At 43.9% G+C, this 17560-nt stretch carries 16 protein-coding genes and 1 tRNA gene; 14 read left to right on the top strand and 3 right to left on the bottom strand.

Annotated elements, in window-relative coordinates; translation table 11 throughout:
• Positions 1 to 92 precede the first annotated feature (92 nt).
• The 4 genes from trxA (R1T43_RS18300) to R1T43_RS18285 all read left to right on the top strand — a co-directional run bounded on the left by trxA (R1T43_RS18300) (position 93) and on the right by R1T43_RS18285 (position 6302).
• Complete coding sequence (gene trxA, locus R1T43_RS18300) at positions 93 to 419, top strand: thioredoxin TrxA (protein WP_013785606.1); 327 nt, start codon at positions 93 to 95, stop codon at positions 417 to 419.
• Between the two features lie 278 nt (positions 420 to 697).
• Complete coding sequence (gene rho / locus R1T43_RS18295) at positions 698 to 1963, top strand: transcription termination factor Rho (protein ID WP_211068940.1); 1266 nt, start codon at positions 698 to 700, stop codon at positions 1961 to 1963.
• Between the two features lie 211 nt (positions 1964 to 2174).
• The gene (locus R1T43_RS18290; protein WP_317350832.1) at positions 2175 to 3464 is read left to right on the top strand and encodes an amidohydrolase; all 1290 of its coding nucleotides are present in this window, start codon (positions 2175 to 2177) and stop codon (positions 3462 to 3464) included.
• A gap of 24 nt (positions 3465 to 3488) precedes the next feature.
• On the top strand, positions 3489 to 6302 hold the full coding sequence (locus R1T43_RS18285; protein WP_317350830.1) for an ATP-binding protein: 2814 nt from the start codon (positions 3489 to 3491) through the stop codon (positions 6300 to 6302).
• On the opposite strand, the gene nhaA is transcribed toward R1T43_RS18285, so the two are convergent.
• Positions 6264 to 7541, bottom strand: a complete 1278-nt coding sequence (gene nhaA, locus R1T43_RS18280; protein WP_317350828.1) for a Na+/H+ antiporter NhaA — start codon at positions 7539 to 7541, stop codon at positions 6264 to 6266. The two genes, R1T43_RS18285 and nhaA, sit on opposite strands and share 39 nt — an antisense overlap.
• Before the next feature lie 242 nt (positions 7542 to 7783).
• On the opposite strand from nhaA, the gene purE reads away from it, so the two are divergent.
• The 6 genes from purE (at position 7784) to R1T43_RS18250 (ending at position 11982) form a co-directional block, all read left to right on the top strand.
• A complete protein-coding gene (gene purE / locus R1T43_RS18275; RefSeq protein WP_013785601.1) occupies positions 7784 to 8278 on the top strand; it encodes a 5-(carboxyamino)imidazole ribonucleotide mutase in 495 nt (164 codons plus the stop codon).
• Entirely contained in the window at positions 8275 to 9411 is a 1137-nt protein-coding gene (locus tag R1T43_RS18270; protein ID WP_317350824.1) for a 5-(carboxyamino)imidazole ribonucleotide synthase, read from the top strand. The genes purE and R1T43_RS18270 overlap by 4 nt, the downstream gene beginning before the upstream one ends.
• A gap of 61 nt (positions 9412 to 9472) precedes the next feature.
• Positions 9473 to 9548: transfer RNA gene (locus R1T43_RS18265), tRNA-Thr, on the top strand.
• Positions 9549 to 9720: 172 nt separating this feature from the next.
• A complete protein-coding gene (locus tag R1T43_RS18260; protein WP_317350822.1) occupies positions 9721 to 10206 on the top strand; it encodes a copper chaperone PCu(A)C in 486 nt (161 codons plus the stop codon).
• A gap of 139 nt (positions 10207 to 10345) precedes the next feature.
• On the top strand, positions 10346 to 10819 hold the full coding sequence (locus R1T43_RS18255) for a Dps family protein (RefSeq protein ID WP_211068934.1): 474 nt from the start codon (positions 10346 to 10348) through the stop codon (positions 10817 to 10819).
• A 29-nt stretch (positions 10820 to 10848) separates the two neighbouring features.
• On the top strand, positions 10849 to 11982 hold the full coding sequence (locus R1T43_RS18250; RefSeq protein ID WP_317350819.1) for a PQQ-dependent sugar dehydrogenase: 1134 nt from the start codon (positions 10849 to 10851) through the stop codon (positions 11980 to 11982).
• Positions 11983 to 12140: 158 nt separating this feature from the next.
• On the opposite strand, the gene R1T43_RS18245 is transcribed toward R1T43_RS18250, so the two are convergent.
• Entirely contained in the window at positions 12141 to 12470 is a 330-nt protein-coding gene (locus R1T43_RS18245; RefSeq protein ID WP_317350817.1) for a DUF962 domain-containing protein, read from the bottom strand.
• A 175-nt stretch (positions 12471 to 12645) separates the two neighbouring features.
• Between R1T43_RS18245 and trxA (R1T43_RS18240) the strand changes: the two genes are divergently transcribed.
• The gene (gene trxA / locus R1T43_RS18240; RefSeq protein ID WP_317350815.1) at positions 12646 to 13515 is read left to right on the top strand and encodes a thioredoxin; all 870 of its coding nucleotides are present in this window, start codon (positions 12646 to 12648) and stop codon (positions 13513 to 13515) included.
• A gap of 29 nt (positions 13516 to 13544) precedes the next feature.
• Here trxA (R1T43_RS18240) and R1T43_RS18235 read toward each other — a convergent pair whose 3' ends face one another.
• Positions 13545 to 13970, bottom strand: coding sequence for a hypothetical protein (locus tag R1T43_RS18235; RefSeq protein ID WP_062085787.1), 426 nt, complete (start codon positions 13968 to 13970; stop codon positions 13545 to 13547).
• A 282-nt stretch (positions 13971 to 14252) separates the two neighbouring features.
• Here R1T43_RS18235 and R1T43_RS18230 point away from each other — a divergent pair, with 282 nt between their 5' ends.
• The 3 genes from R1T43_RS18230 (at position 14253) to R1T43_RS18220 (ending at position 17551) form a co-directional block, all read left to right on the top strand.
• On the top strand, positions 14253 to 14438 hold the full coding sequence (locus R1T43_RS18230) for a DUF2065 domain-containing protein (protein ID WP_057794241.1): 186 nt from the start codon (positions 14253 to 14255) through the stop codon (positions 14436 to 14438).
• 170 nt (positions 14439 to 14608) lie between these two features.
• Positions 14609 to 15907: an adenylosuccinate synthase gene (locus R1T43_RS18225; RefSeq protein ID WP_211068929.1), complete on the top strand. Its 1299-nt coding sequence runs from the start codon at positions 14609 to 14611 to the stop codon at positions 15905 to 15907.
• A 237-nt stretch (positions 15908 to 16144) separates the two neighbouring features.
• A complete protein-coding gene (locus R1T43_RS18220; RefSeq protein ID WP_317350810.1) occupies positions 16145 to 17551 on the top strand; it encodes an aldehyde dehydrogenase family protein in 1407 nt (468 codons plus the stop codon).
• Positions 17552 to 17560 lie beyond the last annotated feature (9 nt).

Here is a 17560-nt window from a genome sequence, read left to right as displayed (position 1 = left end):
AGCTTATCAGTGCTTGCATTAAAAACGGTTTCTATATAACACTTATGGTAGAGCTGAAACAAATCAGCGACCGACCAAAAATGGAGAAAAGAATGAGCGACAAAATTATCCAGTTATCTGACGATAAATTCGAAGCAGATGTTATCAATGCTGAAGGTCCTGTACTGGTTGACTTTTGGGCCGAGTGGTGTGGCCCCTGTAAAATGATCGCGCCAATCTTAGAAGAAGTTGCGAACGAGTTTGAAGGCAAGTTAACAGTTGGCAAGTTGAATGTCGATGAAAATAACGAAACTCCACCTAAATATGGTATTCGTGGTATTCCTACATTACTACTTTTCAAAAACGGTAACGTAGCAGCAACGAAAGTGGGTGCGTTATCTAAAACTCAGCTAGCTGAGTTCTTAAACGAAAACCTTTAGAAAGATAGCAGTACAGAAAAAACCGGTGGTTTTAGCTACCGGTTTTTTATTTACCCATGAAAATAAGCAGTGGCAACGCCTATAACAGCGTGAATACAAGTTATTTAACAATTGGCGAGTAAAACGCTGGACGTTGATTAATTTTAGTGCTAACTTTTCTTAAGCGCTCACCCGAGCAGCATTCTGCTTAGCCTCTATTCAGGCATAATCAAATCAAAAATTAGAACAGAGTGACTACCAGTCCTGTAAGCAAACCCCAAGCACAAAGACCCACCAGTATGAATTTAACAGAATTAAAGAACAAACCGATTAGCGAATTAGTCGCCATGTCCGAAGAAATGGGCCTGGAAAACATGGCTCGCGCTAGAAAACAAGACATCATATTCTCGATACTGAAATCGCATGCTAAAGGCGGCGAAGATATTTTCGGTGACGGGGTTCTGGAAATTTTACAGGACGGTTTTGGTTTCTTGCGTTCAGCAGACTCTTCGTATTTAGCAGGGCCTGATGATATTTACGTATCGCCAAGCCAAATTCGCCGATTTAACTTGCGAACGGGCGATACCATTTCTGGTAAAATCCGCCCGCCAAAAGACAGTGAGCGATATTTTGCCCTGTTAAAAATCCGCGAAGTAAACTTCGACAAGCCTGAAAACTCCCGTAATAAAATCCTCTTCGAAAACCTTACTCCTCTACATGCTGCATCTCGTATGCGTATGGAACGTGGTAATGGTTCAACAGAAGATATTACGGCGCGTGTATTAGACCTAGCCTCACCAATTGGTAAAGGGCAACGTGGTCTTATCGTTGCACCACCTAAAGCAGGTAAAACCCTTTTACTTCAGAATATCGCGCAATCTATTGCAGCGAATCACCCTGAAGCTGAATTGATGGTATTGCTTATCGACGAACGTCCAGAAGAAGTAACGGAAATGCATCGCCTGGTACAAGGTGAAGTGGTCGCTTCAACGTTCGATGAACCTGCAAGCCGTCACGTTCAGGTAGCTGAAATGGTTATCGAAAAAGCGAAACGCTTAGTTGAGCACAAGAAAGATGTGGTTATCTTACTTGATTCAATTACTCGTTTAGCACGTGCTTACAACACGGTTATCCCATCATCAGGTAAAGTACTTACCGGTGGTGTTGATGCCAACGCACTGCATAAACCTAAGCGTTTCTTTGGTGCTGCACGTAACGTTGAAGAGGGTGGTAGCTTAACGATTATTGCTACAGCGCTTATCGATACTGGCTCTAAAATGGATGAAGTTATCTATGAAGAGTTTAAAGGTACCGGTAACATGGAATTGCACTTGCATCGCAAAATTGCGGAAAAACGTGTATTCCCAGCTATCGACTTCAACCGTTCAGGCACCCGTCGTGAAGAGCTATTAACGTCACAAGAAGAACTACAGAAAATGTGGATCTTACGTAAAATTGTGCACGAAATGTCAGAGATTGATGCCATAGAGTTCCTTATTAATAAGCTCGCTATGACTAAGACTAACGATGAGTTCTTCAACGCCATGAAGCGTCAAAAGAGCTAAAACGTTTTTATCGAAAAAGCGCCTTAGGGCGCTTTTTTTGTGCCCGAATTTTACTACCCACTTAATCGAAATAATTCTTATTATACTTCTGTCTAATTTTCACTGGCCTTTGAATAGGTTATTTTTGGAAGTCACACCGCAATTGGTACTCGTATTTTTTAGCTACCAGATAGTTTATTCTGGCGTTTTACTCTACAACGGAATAGATGTTATGTATCGAAAGTTAATCTCGCTCGCTATGGCAAGTTGTGCCACTTTTGCCTTTGCACAAGTTGATGTTGATGCATTGGCTAGTGAAGTAGAGCCAGACGTTATTGAATGGCGCCACCACTTTCACGAATTCCCTGAACTTTCTAATCGTGAATTCAACACCGCAAAATACGTCGCAGACTACCTAACATCGCTAGGCCTAGAAGTTGAAACCGGCGTAGCCAGCACGGGTGTAGTGGCGATACTCGATAGCGGAAAACCAGGCCCCGTGGTTGCGCTTCGTGCAGATATGGACGGTTTACCGGTTAAAGAGCAGGGTGATTTATCCTACCGCTCTACCCAAATGGGTGAATACAACGGACAAGAAGTGCCTGTTATGCATGCGTGTGGACACGATACGCACATGGCCATGTTAATGGGGGCGGCAAAAATACTGACCAGCATTAAAGGCGAACTTAAAGGTAAAGTGAAGTTCATCTTTCAACCGGCTGAAGAAGGTGCACCTGCTGGTGAGACCGGTGGTGCTGAAGTCATGGTCAAAGAAGGGGTACTTAAAAACCCTGATGTAGACGTTATCTTCGGGTTACACATTAGTTCGAGCACTGATGTAGGTACTGTGCGATATAACTCGGGTGGAACCATGGCTGCGGTAGATCCGTTTAAAATTGTTATTCACGGTAAGCAAGCCCATGGCGCATACCCTTGGAAAAGTGTGGACCCAGTGGTAACAGCGGCACAAATGATCATGTCTATCCAAACTATTGTAAGTCGTGAGCTTAAGCTTATTGATGATGCCGCAGTGGTATCTATTGGTTCAATTCACGGCGGAAATCGCTCTAACATTATTCCCAACGAAGTAGAGATGGTAGGCACCATTCGTACACTTAATAAAGCAGCCCGTGAACATATTTACGAGTCGCTTCCGCGTAAAGTGAATGCTATCGCCGAGAGCATGGGCGCCAAAGCCGAGCTAACGCTTCCTTTAGATTACTACTATCCCATTACTTATAACGACCCCGCGCTTACGCAAGCTATGGTTCCAACCATGCAACGTACCGCAGGGGCTGAAAATGCCATCGTTTCAAAGCCGGTTACCGGTGCGGAAGACTTTTCCTTTTTCCAAGAAAAAGTACCAGGTTTGTACGTTTGGGTCGGTGGTAAGCCGCTGGATGTTTCCGAGCAAGATAGCCCTGCTCACCATACTCCTGAATTTTACGTAGACGATTCGGGTATGAAATTAGGTGTGAAACTACTGACTAACTTTACGTTAGATTACATGGCGCAACATTAATCATGGTGATGCCAGAGGGGGGCGTTGTTGTACGATAAACATCGGTGGTCTTTAGCTCTGGTATTACACCTGTTATTTGTAGTGGTTGTAGGTAGTGCTTTAAATGCAGTACCTGCGCCATTTGATAGCAGCGGTATCGCTGTATTCGGTGTAGGGGTTGGTGTATACGCGGCACTACGGTTCCCCCCTTTCGTCGCCATTCCTATTGCGTTAATTATTTGCGTCCCTTTATGGCTTACTCATGGCAGTATCGTGGGTAAAGAAAGCCTGTCTTTACTGCCTATCGTAGTAAGCTTATTTGGGTATAAAAAATCCCTGAGCCGAGTAATTAAAGTTGGTGCTGGGTTTTGGTCGCTTATTTTCCTACCCATTCTATTGTTAGAGCACGCACTTTACGAAGCCGACCAGCCTACAATGATGTTTTCTGGAGTGCTTGTTACGTGGGTAAGCGGCGTGTTTGGGCTTATTTCTGGGCACTTTGTCTTTCTAGCGAATAAAGGGCTTAAACACACCAATACGGGGTCGCAGGAAAAAGTCTCACTGCATTTTCTGTTCAGTTATTTTTTCTCAGGTTGTTTTTTTGCTGCTTCCATGGCGGTGGTGTATTTATCTGTAGCGCTTTATCAAGACGATCAAGAAGCGCAAATTGTTCGCTACATGCATCAACGTGTTGCGGTATTAGAACAACAGTTGTCCGATTTTATTGGGCAGCACCAAAAAGCGATAGCTGTTGCCTCGCAATCACTATCCACGCCCTATGCCATTGAGAAATTGGAAGAGGCTAGCAGCAATCAGCTGTCAGTTTTAGCTGCGCACTACCCCGAATTCATCACATTTTTAGTGGCCGACGAAAATGGAAATATCACCCACTCTTATCCACCCGGGCTGCTAAATAAAGCGCAGGCCGTTGGGGCTGCCAATGTGGCTTACCGTCCTTATTTTTATCAGGCAATGGAAACGGGCGGGCCGTACCTTTCCGATGTTTTCCAAGGCAAAGGCTTTGGAAACGATGCCATTGTTGCCATGTCTTCACCTATTATTAATGAATATGGCGTGCCTATTGGTATCGTGGAGGGCTCATTATCCCTTCGAAGCTTCTCTACAGTAGATGCCCTTAACCTCGATGGATTTTCGCTTTTACTCGAAGATGCTAAAGGTGAGGTTATTTACGCGTCAGAAGCGTTAGGCTTAAAACCACTGAACAAAGCGCCTACGTATTTATGCGATGGTGAGTGCGATATAAAAATTGAAGACGGGCCGCTTAACAAGCAATGGCTGAGGCTAGAAGGTCAGCTGCCTACCGCAAATTGGCACGTTAGCTATTACTACGATTATCGACGTTTGTTGTCAGTAATGAGTGAGTATTTGTTGACTGATTTATTGTTGTTACTTGTCTTGTCTGTATTTGGCACGTTTATGGGCTCTGTGGTGGCACGAATGATTGAGTCTCCCATTCGTAGACTAATACGTTATATCGCTAATTTCACCCCTTCAGAAGTGCGTAGAGAGCCGACCTTGGCGGGGAGTACATTGCATATACAGGAGCTCGCTTCACTTAATGATGAGTTCAGCAGCTTAGAAGGGCGCTTAGTTGACGCGTTTAAAGCCCTTGAATTTGCCCGGTCTAAAGAACAAGCGTTAAATGTAGAGCTTGCTGATTTCAACCATAGCTTAGAAAATAAGATAGAAGAGAAAACGCGACACTTGGCTACGGCGCTTGATGAAGCAAAAGCGGCGAGCGTAGCCAAAACCCAGTTTTTAGCCAATATGAGCCATGAAATACGAACCCCAATGAATGGCATAATTGGATCGTGTGAATTAATGATGGAGTTACCCCTACCTGACGGGGCACGCCATAGAACGGAAACAATATCCACCTCTGCCAGCCACCTATTAATGATCCTTGATAGCATTTTAGATTGGTCGAAAATTGAATCTGGTAAAATGTTGCTAGATAAGCGTAGTGTCTCCGTTAGGCAAACCATCGATGCATGTAGTGTGCTATACGAGCGAAGTACAAGTAAGAAGGGAATTTCGATTAATGTTAATATTGATGAAAATGTGCCAAAAGCGGTTATTACCGACGGGGGCAAGCTAAGTCAAATCATTAATAACTTAGTCAGTAATGCGATTAAGTTTACTCACCAAGGCGTCATTTTAATTGAGGCCAAGTACACAGACGGCAAGCTCTCTTGTTCGGTTACTGATTCAGGCATTGGCATACCAGCGGAAAAAATAGAGAGTATATTCGATCAATTTGAACAGGCAGATGCCTCGATAACCCGTGACTATGGTGGGACTGGATTGGGCTTAGCTATTACCAAAGGGTTAGTAGAGCTACTTGGTGGTAGTATTTCAGTAGACAGTAATGAAGGTACAGGAACCACCTTTTGTTTTAGTTTTCCGTGTGAGAAAGGCGATACGCAAGCAGCTTCATCCAATGTAAAAGCCCAGTCTTTACCAAGTACGTTACGCGTATTGCTTGCTGAAGACAACGATGTAAATGCCGATATTGTAATGGATATGCTTGGCTCTGTTGGCGTTAAACGCTTTAGGGCTAAAAATGGTATGGAAGCGATAGAAGCCGCAACTCGTCATGCGTTTGATGTTATTTTGATGGATTACCAAATGCCCGTCATGGACGGGCTTACAGCCTCGAAACACATTCGCCAACAAGCTAAAAATAAAGACAAGGTCATCATTATTGCATTAACAGCAAATGCTTATGCAGATGATAAGGCGGCATGTCTAGCTGCCGGTATGAATGCACATTTAAGTAAACCCATTAGAAAGCAGGTGTTAATCGACAGTATTGCCCGTGAACTTGCTCGCGTTTGAGGCAACTTTGCCTTTGTTGTTAACCGGTTTGTTGCCTACCATAAACAATACGATGTAACCCAAGGTTGCCGATACAACGGAGCCGGCCAAAATACCTACTCGCTCGTCAAAAATCTGATTAATACCCGTTTCTTCAAAAGCTAAACCACCAATAAACAAGCTCATGGTAAAGCCCACACCACACAGCAGTGCACAACCGTAAATGTGTTTTAAATTAAGATCGTCAGGCAAGGTTGCTAGCTTGAGCTTCACCATCAAATAACAAAAACCAAATACGCCAATTTGCTTCCCGAGAACTAAGCCTAAAAATATGCCAAAGGTCACAGGGTGAAAAATACCCTCGGGGCTAATATTACCGAAGCTTATCCCTGCATTAGCGAAAGCAAACAGAGGTAAAATGGCGAAGCTCACCGTGCTATTTAGGCTATGCTCTAAGCGCGTAACCGGAGAGTAGGTTTCATCCTTACTGTCTCGCATAGGAATAAAGGCCGCTAATATCACGCCTGCCAACGTGGCATGCACCCCAGACTTGAGCATGGCCACCCATAAAATAATGCCCACCATCATATAAGCAGGAATATCCACCACATTGCGCCTGTTCATTTGCCACAACAACAGCAAGCACGCCGCTGCCACCAACAGTGCTCCCATCGTAATGTGGTTGGTATAGAAAAGCGCAATGATCACAATAGCGCCAATATCATCAATAATGGCCAAGGTGACTAAGAAAATCTTAAGGCTAGTGGGTACTCGGCTTCCTAATAACGCCAAAATACCTAACGCAAAAGCTATATCGGTTGCCGCTGGAATTGCCCAACCGGCAATTGCCACAGGGTTGTCCCAGTTAATGCCTACGTAAATGAGGGCCGGTAACAGCATGCCGCCAATTGCAGCGGTGGCAGGTAAAACAATGTCTTTGGGGTTAGATAGCTCGCCTTCGCATATTTCACGCTTTAGCTCTAACCCAACATGAAAGAAGAAAACGGCCATAAAGCCATCGTTAATCCATAACAATAAGGGTTTATCAATTGCCCATGTACCTGCAGAAATTTGTACTGGAAGGCTAATTAATTGGTCGTAGAGGTGATCAAGAGGGGAGTTGGCAATGATAAGCGCCAGTACAGTAGCAATCATCAGTAAAATGCCAGGGGCAGCTTCCCGATTAAGAAAATCTGATACTACGTCTTGCACTTCTTCAATCACTTCATCAATTACGTCTGTTTGATGCGCTTTCGACATTATCGATACCTCCGTTTACCTTAGCCATATGAAGGCCTACAACCAGCCGAGTGAAAAGAGGTAGTCATAAAGAATACCAAGTGGCACTGGAAGGATTAACCATTTGTAATTATATAGAGGTTTTACGAAAATGAAGGCCTTGCTAGATCACTTGCGGCTAATATGTGGGATTTGCTGGCGATTTAGGCTACAATCGCGGGCTTTTCCGGTTATCCAATTTACCTATCTCAGAGGATTTCTAGATGGCAAAAGTCGCAATAGTTATGGGCTCAACCTCAGACTGGCCTACCATGCAACAAGCAGCAAAAATGCTGAAGTCGTTTGGTGTTGAATTCGACGCAAAAGTGGTGTCAGCACACAGAACGCCAAACTTATTAGTTGAATTTGCCGAAGGCGCAGCAGACGAAGGCTTTAGTGCCATTATTGCTGGTGCAGGTGGTGCAGCGCACTTACCGGGAATGATTGCTGCGCACACGCACTTGCCAGTATTCGGTTGCCCAGTAAAATCTAAAGCATTAAGCGGTCTTGATTCCCTGTTATCAATTGTACAAATGCCAAAAGGCGTTGCGGTTGGCACATTAGCCATCGGCGAAGCGGGTGCAGCCAATGCAGGCCTGCTCGCGGCGCAAGTAGTGGCACTGCAAGATACTAACGTGCGCGATGCGGTTATTGCTTTTCGAAAGCAGCAAACTGAGACGGTGTTGGCTTCAAGCAACACTTTGGAGCTTGACGAATGAGAGTAGTCGTTTACGGTGCAGGCCAATTGGCGCAAATGATGTATTTGGCGGGCAGTCCGCTTGGCATTGAAGTGCAGGCTGTCGACGTAAACAACGATACTGTCGTGCACCCAGTAAGTAAAACCCCCCTCGACACTTCTTTAGATCAAGCCTTAGAAGGTGCTGATGCACTTACGGTAGAATTTGAGCATGTGCCCGAGCACTTACTAGAAGAAGCCACTAAAACGGGCAAGTTAATGCCCAGTATTGAAAGTATTTTGGTTGGCGCTGATAGAGTGCGAGAGAAAGCATTGCTTGAGGGCATGAAGGTTGCTAACAGTGCGCATCGAATCGTTACCCACCTAGACCAGCTTGATGAATGCATTGAAGCGTTGGGTGATAAGCTTATTCTAAAATCCAGTCGTGATGGCTACGATGGCTATGGTCAGTGGCGATTAGCCAATAAAGATGAGCTACCAGAGCTTAAACGAGCCTTAGCGACTTTAAATTTAGAGAAAGTGCCACTTGTAGTAGAGAAGATGGTGCCTTTTGAGCGTGAGCTTTCTTTAATTGGCGTACGTAATAAGCAAGGTGATGTGCGTACATACCCGCTTGCTGAAAACTTACATTATCAAGGCCAACTTCATGTGTCGGTTGCCCCAGCTACCCATGTTGACGATGTGCTTCAAGCAAAAGCTCACGATATTTTTGTGAAACTGGCTGAAGGCATGGACTATGTCGGCGTGTTAGCGGTTGAATTGTTTCAATGTGGTGATGAACTCTTAGTTAATGAACTTGCGCCTAGAGTGCATAATTCTGGTCATTGGAGTCAATCGGGTGCAGTAACCAGCCAATTTGAAAATCATCTTCGCGCAATTTGTGGTTTACCTTTAGGTGACACATCGGCTATTGGCCCAAGCGCAATGATAAATATTATTGGCTGCAGTAGTTTTTCAAGAGAACTTTTGAGTATTGATGGCAGTCATTTGCACTGGTATGGAAAATCGGTGCGTGAAAAGCGCAAGATGGGTCATATCAATGTCACCACTGACAGCTACACAAAACTGGGCGAAAAATTACACGATTTGAGCCAATATCTGCCGTTAGAGTACTTTCCTAAACTGATTGGCGAGGCAAAACGTTTAAAAGGTTGACAACCTTTTAATTGTGGCTATTATACGCATCCGCTGTTAACCCAGCGGGTGTGAAAAGTGTGCCGACTTAGCTCAGTTGGTAGAGCAACTGACTTGTAATCAGTAGGTCGCCAGTTCGATTCCGGCAGTCGGCACCATTCTTTCGCACTAAAGCCTTCACACCGCTTTTTTATCTGGTGCTTTCTAAGTTAACTTCCTTGTTATCGTTTTTTCCCTTTCGAGATACATTTCCAGATTTTCTATATTTTCTTCTTTATTAAATAAACCTACCGTACACTAGCAGCCAATTTTTATTTTGGAAGCGGCGGTATGACACCTAATACTCACTCATTATCCTTTAAGTTACTTGCCTTGTTTATGTTTGCGCTGACCGCGTGCAGCGTTCAAGCTACGCACCCTATTTCTATTAGCGACGGTTACGCTCGCGCCACGTTCCCCATGGCACAATCTGCAGCCCTTTACTTCACTTTGCATAATGAAAGCGACACTTCGGCTAAATTAACGGGTGTAAAGGTGAGCGGTGATATTGCCAAGGACGCGCAAATTCACACTACCGAAATGAGCGATGACATGATGCGTATGCGAGAAGTAAAAGAAGGTATAGACATTGCGTCAAATGAGTCGCTTTCCTTTGCGCCTGGCGGTTATCACGTGATGTTGTTGGGATTAGAAAAAGGGCTAATTGAAGGAAGTAGTGTGTCATTGACCTTGTCTTTCGATAACGCCGCTGATTACACCGTAGAATTACCGGTTAAAGGAATGGGTAAAGATGCCGGCCATCAGCATCATCATTGAAGTAAATCGTCAAACTAGATGTCTACAATCGTTAAAATTATAATCCAAATCAATATTCTTAGAGTATCATTAAGGTAAGATTTAAATGGTATTCCCCATTCTAAATTAGTGAATTGGTTGCTAACCCAAGGAGAGAGATATGAGCAAGATTGATATCGGCATTTCAGAAGAAGATCGTAATGCAGTGGCTGAAGGCCTTAAAAAACTATTAGCAGATTCTTACACGCTTTACCTACAAACCCATAACTTCCATTGGAATGTAGAAGGTCCACAGTTTAGACAACTACATTTGATGTTTGAAGAGCAATACACAGAGCTTGCAGAAGCTGTAGATGAAATCGCAGAACGTATTCGTACATTAGGTGTTGCTGCTCCGGGTACGTACAAGTCGTTTGCTGAACTAAGCGCAATTGATGAAGTAGAAGGTGTACCTGAAGCATCAGAAATGGTGGCATTGCTGACTCACGGTCATGAGCAAGTGGTTAAAACATCACGTGATTCACTTAAGTTAGCGCAAGACGCGGACGATGAGTCTTCTGCAGCACTAATTGGCGATCGTATGCGTGTTCACGAAAAGTCTGCTTGGATGCTTCGCGCAATGTTGGCAAAATAAGCCGGAATATACTTCACGGCGGAAAAATTATGACACGCACTATAATAAATGTGTTGTCTGTTTGTACACTAACGCTGGCTGGGGCAACTCAGCCAGCGTTTTCGCAACAAGCAGACGCTAAAACTCCCACAAATGAAAATCTTGTTGTTACTGAATTAGCACAAGGGTTAGTTCACCCTTGGGGAATGACCTTCCTACCTAATGGCGACATGTTGGTTACCGAACGTGAGGGCGGCATTAGGCGCCTAAGTCAATCTGGGAAACTATCGCCACGCTTGTCAAATGTGCCTAAGGTAGAAGCGAACAATCAGGGTGGTATGTTAGATATAACTATCGATCCTGAATTTGAAACTAACAACACAGTTTATTTTTGTTTCAGCCAACCTGGTGAAGGTGGAAGCAGCAGTAGCGTTGCTAAAGCCACGCTAAACGGTAACGCGCTGGCAAATGTGGAAACTATTTTTAGTGCCGCGCCACTAATTGATAACGGCTTTCACTTTGGTTGTCGCTTAGCGTTTGATGCCAACAAACAACTGTTTATCACTTTGGGTGACCGTTATAAATACATGAAGGAAGCACAAAATACCGATAACCATTTCGGTACTATTGTGCGCATTAACCGCGATGGCAGTGTGCCTAGCGATAATCCTTTTGCTGACGGTAAAGCTCCTGAAATCTACAGCTACGGCCACCGAAATGTTCAAGGCATTACTATTCACCCAGAAACCGGTGAAGTATGGGCAATGGAGCACGGGCCAAAAGGCGGTGATGAAGTTAACTTGCTGTCTAAAGGTGCCAACTACGGTTGGCCTATCATTACCTATGGTATTGATTACAGCGGCGACATTATCAGTGATAAAACCCACATGGATGGTATGGAGCAGCCAGTACTTTACTGGGACCCTTCTATTGCCCCAAGCGGTATGGCGTTCTACCAAGGTGATTTGTTTCCACAGTGGAACGGAGATTTGTTGGTAGGCTCGTTAAAGTTCACTCATTTACGACGTATCGAAATGGATGGCGGTAAGCCAGGGGAGCAGCATGAATATGTGCGTGATAACCAAGCCCGTATTCGTGATGTAGAAGTGGGGCCTAACGGCGCTATTTATCTGCTAACCGATGCCACTAACGGTAAAGTGTTGAAACTTACCCCCGCCAAGTAAATGGTTGGAACAGCCTTATTTCTAGTGTGTTGAAATCGACTAGATTTTAAAATTCAAAAAGCCAGCGTACTGCGGGACACTTCACTGGGGTTACTTCACAGGGGGCGTCTGGCTTTTTTTGTTTCTTTTAACCCGACAAGTATTAGAATTGATAGGATTTAAGCCCTAAGACTGACTTTACCTATTAAGATGTCCTTAAACATCACCCAGTCACCCAGTAAGCTATAGAGCGGATGGCGAAAAGTCGCAGGTCTATTTTTCTCATAAAAGAAATGTCCCACCCACGCAAAGCCGTAGCCTACTACTGGGATCAGCCATAACAAGGCCAAGTTGCCCGTCAATATGCTACTGGCGATGACACCTAACACTAACCATGAACCAATAAAGTGTAATTTTCTGCAGGTTAGATTGGCATGTTCCGCAAGATAATAAGGGTAAAACTCGCTAAAAGATTGAAATTGAGTTTGAACGTTTGACTCGGTAGCCATGGCGTAGCCCTCCAGTGAGTGTCGTAATGCGTAAATTAACAACAAATTAACACGCGAGCGTAGGTAAGTATGTCGTGAATACGACATTGTTGCCGATTTTTTGTAGCGGTTGTTTTTTGCTATGAGTTACCCCATATTCATTGTCAGAAAATAAATGTTTTAAAAGGCCCACTTTATGGACAATCTTGTTGCGAACAATGCGGCAACTATCGTTGATATTACTGTTGAGAATTTTCAGCAAGTTATCTTAGAAGCATCACAAGAAAAGCTGGTGCTTATTGATTTTTGGGCAGACTGGTGTGAGCCATGTAAAGATCTACTGCCTATCTTAGAAAAGATAGCAGGAGAGTATGCACAGCACCTTATTCTTGCCAAAGTAGATTGTGAAACGCAGCAAGAAGTTGCAGGTCAATTTGGCATTCGTAGTTTGCCTACTGTAATGGTGGTTCAAAACGGCCAACCTGTAGATGGCTTTGCGGGCGTGCAACCTGAAGCACAAATTCGTGAGATGCTAGCCAAGTACCTGCCTAATCCTGAAGATGATTTTCTTGCAGCAGCAGGACAAGCCATTCAAAGAGGCGATTACGTAGAAGGCTTATCGAATGCGAAGCAAGTCTTAGAGATGAGCCCTGATAATATCAATGCCAAATATATGGTCATTGATTGCTACATTGAGACTGGGTCGCTAACACAGGCTAAAGCCTTGTTAGAAGAGATAAAGTTAGTCGATCAAGATGCGCGCTATAATACCCTTAACGGTAAAATCGAGCTTGCTGAACAGGCAGCTGATACACCTGAAATTCGCCAATTGCAGGCGTCGGTAGCGGCTAACCCCGATGATTTACAACTCAAAGTAGATTTGGCTGTGCAACTACACCAAGCTAATAAATCGGAAGAAGCGTTATCCTTGCTGCTCAGCGTACTTAAAAAAGAGCTAGGGTTTGGGGATGCACGTAAAATCATGCTGGATATGATTAATGCGTTAACCGATGGTGATGCGCTTAAATCTGAGTATCGACGTAAAGTGTATAGCTTGTTGTACTAGCAATTAAATTTAAGGGCACTGATACGCCCTTACGTTTTCGCTATAGGTGAAAAGCCTTCCTTGTCTAGCCAATTAAGCGCTGCAAAATAATGTTGAAAGTAGTTTCTTTCATAACCGTTTAAATCAAACGAGCGCTCTTTGGCTGGGTGGGTATATTCTAATTGCGCCCGCTTAACCATGCCTGTATCTAACACATAGGCAGAGCGTTTTAGCCCTTTAGTAATGCTAAATTTTATAGCGTCAACGATGATTTGTTGTGTATCTGGTGTCGATAACACCCACCTTCGGCCATCTAGCAAAGCTGCCCAAGGTTTGTCATCGAACCTGCTCACTAGGTCATGCATTTCTTCAGTAAAGGCTTCTGCGGTTTTTAAATTCCACGCACCCGTAGCAAACACTTCCAATACATTCCCAGAGATATCTAACGCATAATTTCCATATTTGGGAAAACGCATGAATTTGTTTCCGTGTGATTAAGTGCAATACTCTACGTATAGCAGATGATAGATTTTTTGCACTATTTTGGGTTAAAAAAAGTGAAAAATTTCAGTAGGTTGAATATAAAATACTCGAATAACCATTAGGTTAACAAAATAGGGTATTTATGTATGTGTTAATCCCTAATGAGCCATTACTATGCTTACGTGATTACTTTAAGCGCCACTAGCTGCTACTAGACTTTAAAATATATGGCGCAGATATACGAAAATAATTTAGATAAAACAGTGAGGTATAAAATGGACTGGCTTTGGCCCGCGCTAGCAATAGTGCTTATTGTAGAAGGCATAGGCCCTTTGTTATTCCCTACGCGCTGGCGCTTATACTTATTGCAAATAAGTCAGATGCAGACCAATCAGTTGCGTCAAACCGGTGGTGTATTGGTTGTCATCGGTGTGGTTTGTCTTTTTTACTTGTCACAATAAGTTTAAATGCGTAACTAAAAATAGTTAGGGTATACAAATGCTTAGCGAGTTACAGACTGAAATTGACCATGAATTTCCAATAACTGGCGCATTTTTGCGCATAAAACAGATGATAAAGGGTATAAAATTTTGATAGAATCCCCGCCTAATTTTCTTACACAATATGATTCATGGCAAAGAACGTTGTGGTACTCGGCACTCAATGGGGTGACGAGGGTAAAGGCAAAGTAGTAGATCTACTTACTGATCGAGCAAAATATGTGGTTCGCTATCAAGGCGGTCACAATGCAGGTCATACTCTAGTAATCGACGGTGAAAAGACCGTTCTTCACTTAATCCCATCAGGCATCCTGCGTGACAACGTTACCTGTATTATTGGTAACGGCGTAGTACTTAGCCCAGACGCATTAATGACTGAAATGACTATGCTTGAAGAGCGTGGCGTTCCGGTACGTGAGCGACTGAAAATCAGTGAAGCATGCCCGCTTATTCTTCCTTATCACATTGCTTTAGATGTAGCGCGTGAAAAAGCCCGTGGTGCTAAAGCGATTGGTACTACCGGTCGTGGTATTGGACCCGCTTACGAAGATAAAGTGGCTCGCCGTGGTTTACGCGTAGGCGATTTATTCAATGCAGAAGACTTTGCGGCTAAGCTCAAAGAAGTACTTGATGTACACAACTTCACATTGACTAAATACTATGGTGAAGAAGCCGTCGATTTCGATGAAACCTTAAAAGGTGCCCTGGCCGTTGCTGATATTCTTAAAGCGATGGTGGTTGATGTAACTGACGAACTAGATAAAGCCCATAAAGCGGGTTTGCCAATTATGTTCGAAGGTGCGCAAGGTACATTGCTTGATATCGATCACGGTACGTATCCTTATGTAACATCTTCTAATACCACAGTTGGCGGCGTAGCCACCGGCGCTGGTTTTGGCCCGTTAAAGCTAGATTATGTATTGGGTATTGTTAAAGCGTACACAACACGTGTAGGTTCTGGCCCATTCCCTACTGAGCTTGATTGCGAAGTGGGTAATCATTTAGGCGTTAAAGGTCACGAGTTTGGTGCAACTACAGGCCGTAAACGCCGTACTGGTTGGTTTGATGCTGTAGCAATGAAACGTGCCGTACAGATTAACTCGATTACCGGTTTTTGCTTAACCAAATTAGATGTACTTGATGGCTTAGAGTCTCTACAAATTTGTATCGGTTATAAAGATGCAGACGGTAACGTGAAAGATGTTCCTCCTATGGCGGCTGACGGTTACGATAAAGTGACCCCAGTGTATGAAGAAATGCCAGGTTGGAGCGACAACACGTACGGTGTTACGACGTTTGAAGGCTTACCACAAGCTGCTAAAAATTATATTCAGCGCCTTGAGCATATTACTGGTGTTCCTGTAGATATCGTGTCTACCGGCCCTGATCGTAACGAGACGATTGTTTTACGCAACCCATACGACGCGTAAATTAGCCCCGTCTAGTTAGGCTATTTGAAAGCCCGGTACTTATTTTAAGTACCGGGCTTTTTTGTGTAGGCAATAAACTGAGATTGAGGTAATAATTAAACATTAATTAACAAAATAATTGGGTTGTGGTTTATTGCCCTCATTACTATAACATGAATATTGGCTTATTCGGTTGCGACTGGTTTTGAATTTAAAAACCAGCAGGTCAACAGTCTTCACATGCAGGTGGAATGTATTATGTCTAATCAACCAACGCTTCACGCCGTAGAACCCGGTTTTTGCTTTCTCGATACGGTAGCTTCGCTTCAAACTAGTTTTAGATCTGGCAAAACCCGTTCATTAGAATGGCGTAAGAGTCAATTAGACGCCCTAAAGCGCCTGTTGATTGAAAACGAAAAAGAGATCTTACAGGCACTCCATCAAGATTTAGGCAAAAGCGAAAGTGAAGCCTACGTGGCCGAACATGGCTTTCTGCTATCGGACATTAAGCACACCCTTAAACATTTAAATAAATGGATGCAGCCTCGTAAGGTATCAACTCCGCTTATTGCATGGCCGGGTAAGAGCTTTCAGCAACCAGAACCTTTGGGTACAGTGCTTATTATAGGCGCGTGGAATTACCCACTTCAGTTGTTGCTAGCGCCTTACATTGCCGCATTAGCGGCAGGTAACTGTGCGGTGTTAAAACCATCCGAATTATCTGTTGAAACCTCAACGATTGTGGCAAAACTTATTCCCCAATATATGGATACCTCGTGCGTAGAGGTAATCGAGGGCGGGAAGGAAGAATCATCGGCACTACTTGCGTGTAAATGGGATCATATTTTCTACACTGGCGGCGAAGCGGTTGGTAAAATTGTCATGTCTGCGGCCGCTAGGCATTTAACCCCTGTTACACTAGAACTGGGCGGTAAAAGCCCCTGTATTGTTGATAGCAGTACCAACTTGAAAATTACTGCGCGTCGAATTGTATGGGGCAAGTGGATGAATGCAGGGCAAACCTGTATCGCGCCCGACTACGTGCTCGTGGTGAAAGGCTTTGAGCAAAAGCTAATAGAGGCTATTAAAAAAGAGCTTAAATCCCAATTTGGTAAAAACCCTTTTTCGTCGAAAGATTACGGCAATATCATCAATACCCGCCATTTGCATCGCCTTCAAGGCTACCTCGATGGGGTTAATGTGGTTTACGGTGGTGATATTAATGAAGCACGACCTGCCATGACCCCCACATTGGTGCTCGACCCTGCGAAAGACAGTGCCATCATGCAAGAAGAGATTTTCGGTCCTATTTTACCCATAGTGCCCGTGAGCTCTATCGATGAAGCCATCGGTTTCATTAACGACAGGCCTAAACCTCTAGCCCTATATGCCTTTAGCGATAGTGATAAAGTACTTAATAGTATTATTGAAAAAACCAGCTCTGGCAGTGTGTGCACTAACGATACAATGATATTTATGACTAACCCCGAACTTCCCTTTGGCGGCGTGGGTAATAGCGGCATGGGGAGCTACCATGGCCAAGCCGGGTTCGATACCTTTAGTCATTTAAAAACAGTGATGAAACGCGCTTTCGCGTTGGATGCACCCGTACGCTATGCACCGTTTTCTAAATTCAAATTATCGTTACTGAAAAAATTCTTATAGGACTTAACG

The organism is Alteromonas sp. CI.11.F.A3, assembly GCF_032925565.1.
Taxonomy (GTDB): Bacteria; Pseudomonadota; Gammaproteobacteria; order Enterobacterales; family Alteromonadaceae; genus Alteromonas.
This window is presented reverse-complemented; position numbering and strand designations above follow the sequence as displayed.

What these genes read in the sequence shown, in the direction of transcription:
- trxA (WP_013785606.1), top strand. Translation starts at nt 93, where the DNA reads ATGAGCGACAAAATTATCCAGTTATCTGACGATAAATTCGAAGCAGAT.
- rho (WP_211068940.1), top strand. Translation starts at nt 698, where the DNA reads ATGAATTTAACAGAATTAAAGAACAAACCGATTAGCGAATTAGTCGCC.
- R1T43_RS18290 (WP_317350832.1), top strand. Translation starts at nt 2,175, where the DNA reads ATGTATCGAAAGTTAATCTCGCTCGCTATGGCAAGTTGTGCCACTTTT.
- nhaA (WP_317350828.1), bottom strand. Translation starts at nt 7,541, where the DNA reads ATGTCGAAAGCGCATCAAACAGACGTAATTGATGAAGTGATTGAAGAA.
- purE (WP_013785601.1), top strand. Translation starts at nt 7,784, where the DNA reads ATGGCAAAAGTCGCAATAGTTATGGGCTCAACCTCAGACTGGCCTACC.
- R1T43_RS18270 (WP_317350824.1), top strand. Translation starts at nt 8,275, where the DNA reads ATGAGAGTAGTCGTTTACGGTGCAGGCCAATTGGCGCAAATGATGTAT.
- R1T43_RS18260 (WP_317350822.1), top strand. Translation starts at nt 9,721, where the DNA reads ATGACACCTAATACTCACTCATTATCCTTTAAGTTACTTGCCTTGTTT.
- R1T43_RS18255 (WP_211068934.1), top strand. Translation starts at nt 10,346, where the DNA reads ATGAGCAAGATTGATATCGGCATTTCAGAAGAAGATCGTAATGCAGTG.
- R1T43_RS18250 (WP_317350819.1), top strand. Translation starts at nt 10,849, where the DNA reads ATGACACGCACTATAATAAATGTGTTGTCTGTTTGTACACTAACGCTG.
- R1T43_RS18245 (WP_317350817.1), bottom strand. Translation starts at nt 12,470, where the DNA reads ATGGCTACCGAGTCAAACGTTCAAACTCAATTTCAATCTTTTAGCGAG.
- trxA (WP_317350815.1), top strand. Translation starts at nt 12,646, where the DNA reads ATGGACAATCTTGTTGCGAACAATGCGGCAACTATCGTTGATATTACT.
- R1T43_RS18235 (WP_062085787.1), bottom strand. Translation starts at nt 13,970, where the DNA reads ATGCGTTTTCCCAAATATGGAAATTATGCGTTAGATATCTCTGGGAAT.
- R1T43_RS18230 (WP_057794241.1), top strand. Translation starts at nt 14,253, where the DNA reads ATGGACTGGCTTTGGCCCGCGCTAGCAATAGTGCTTATTGTAGAAGGC.
- R1T43_RS18225 (WP_211068929.1), top strand. Translation starts at nt 14,609, where the DNA reads ATGGCAAAGAACGTTGTGGTACTCGGCACTCAATGGGGTGACGAGGGT.
- R1T43_RS18220 (WP_317350810.1), top strand. Translation starts at nt 16,145, where the DNA reads ATGTCTAATCAACCAACGCTTCACGCCGTAGAACCCGGTTTTTGCTTT.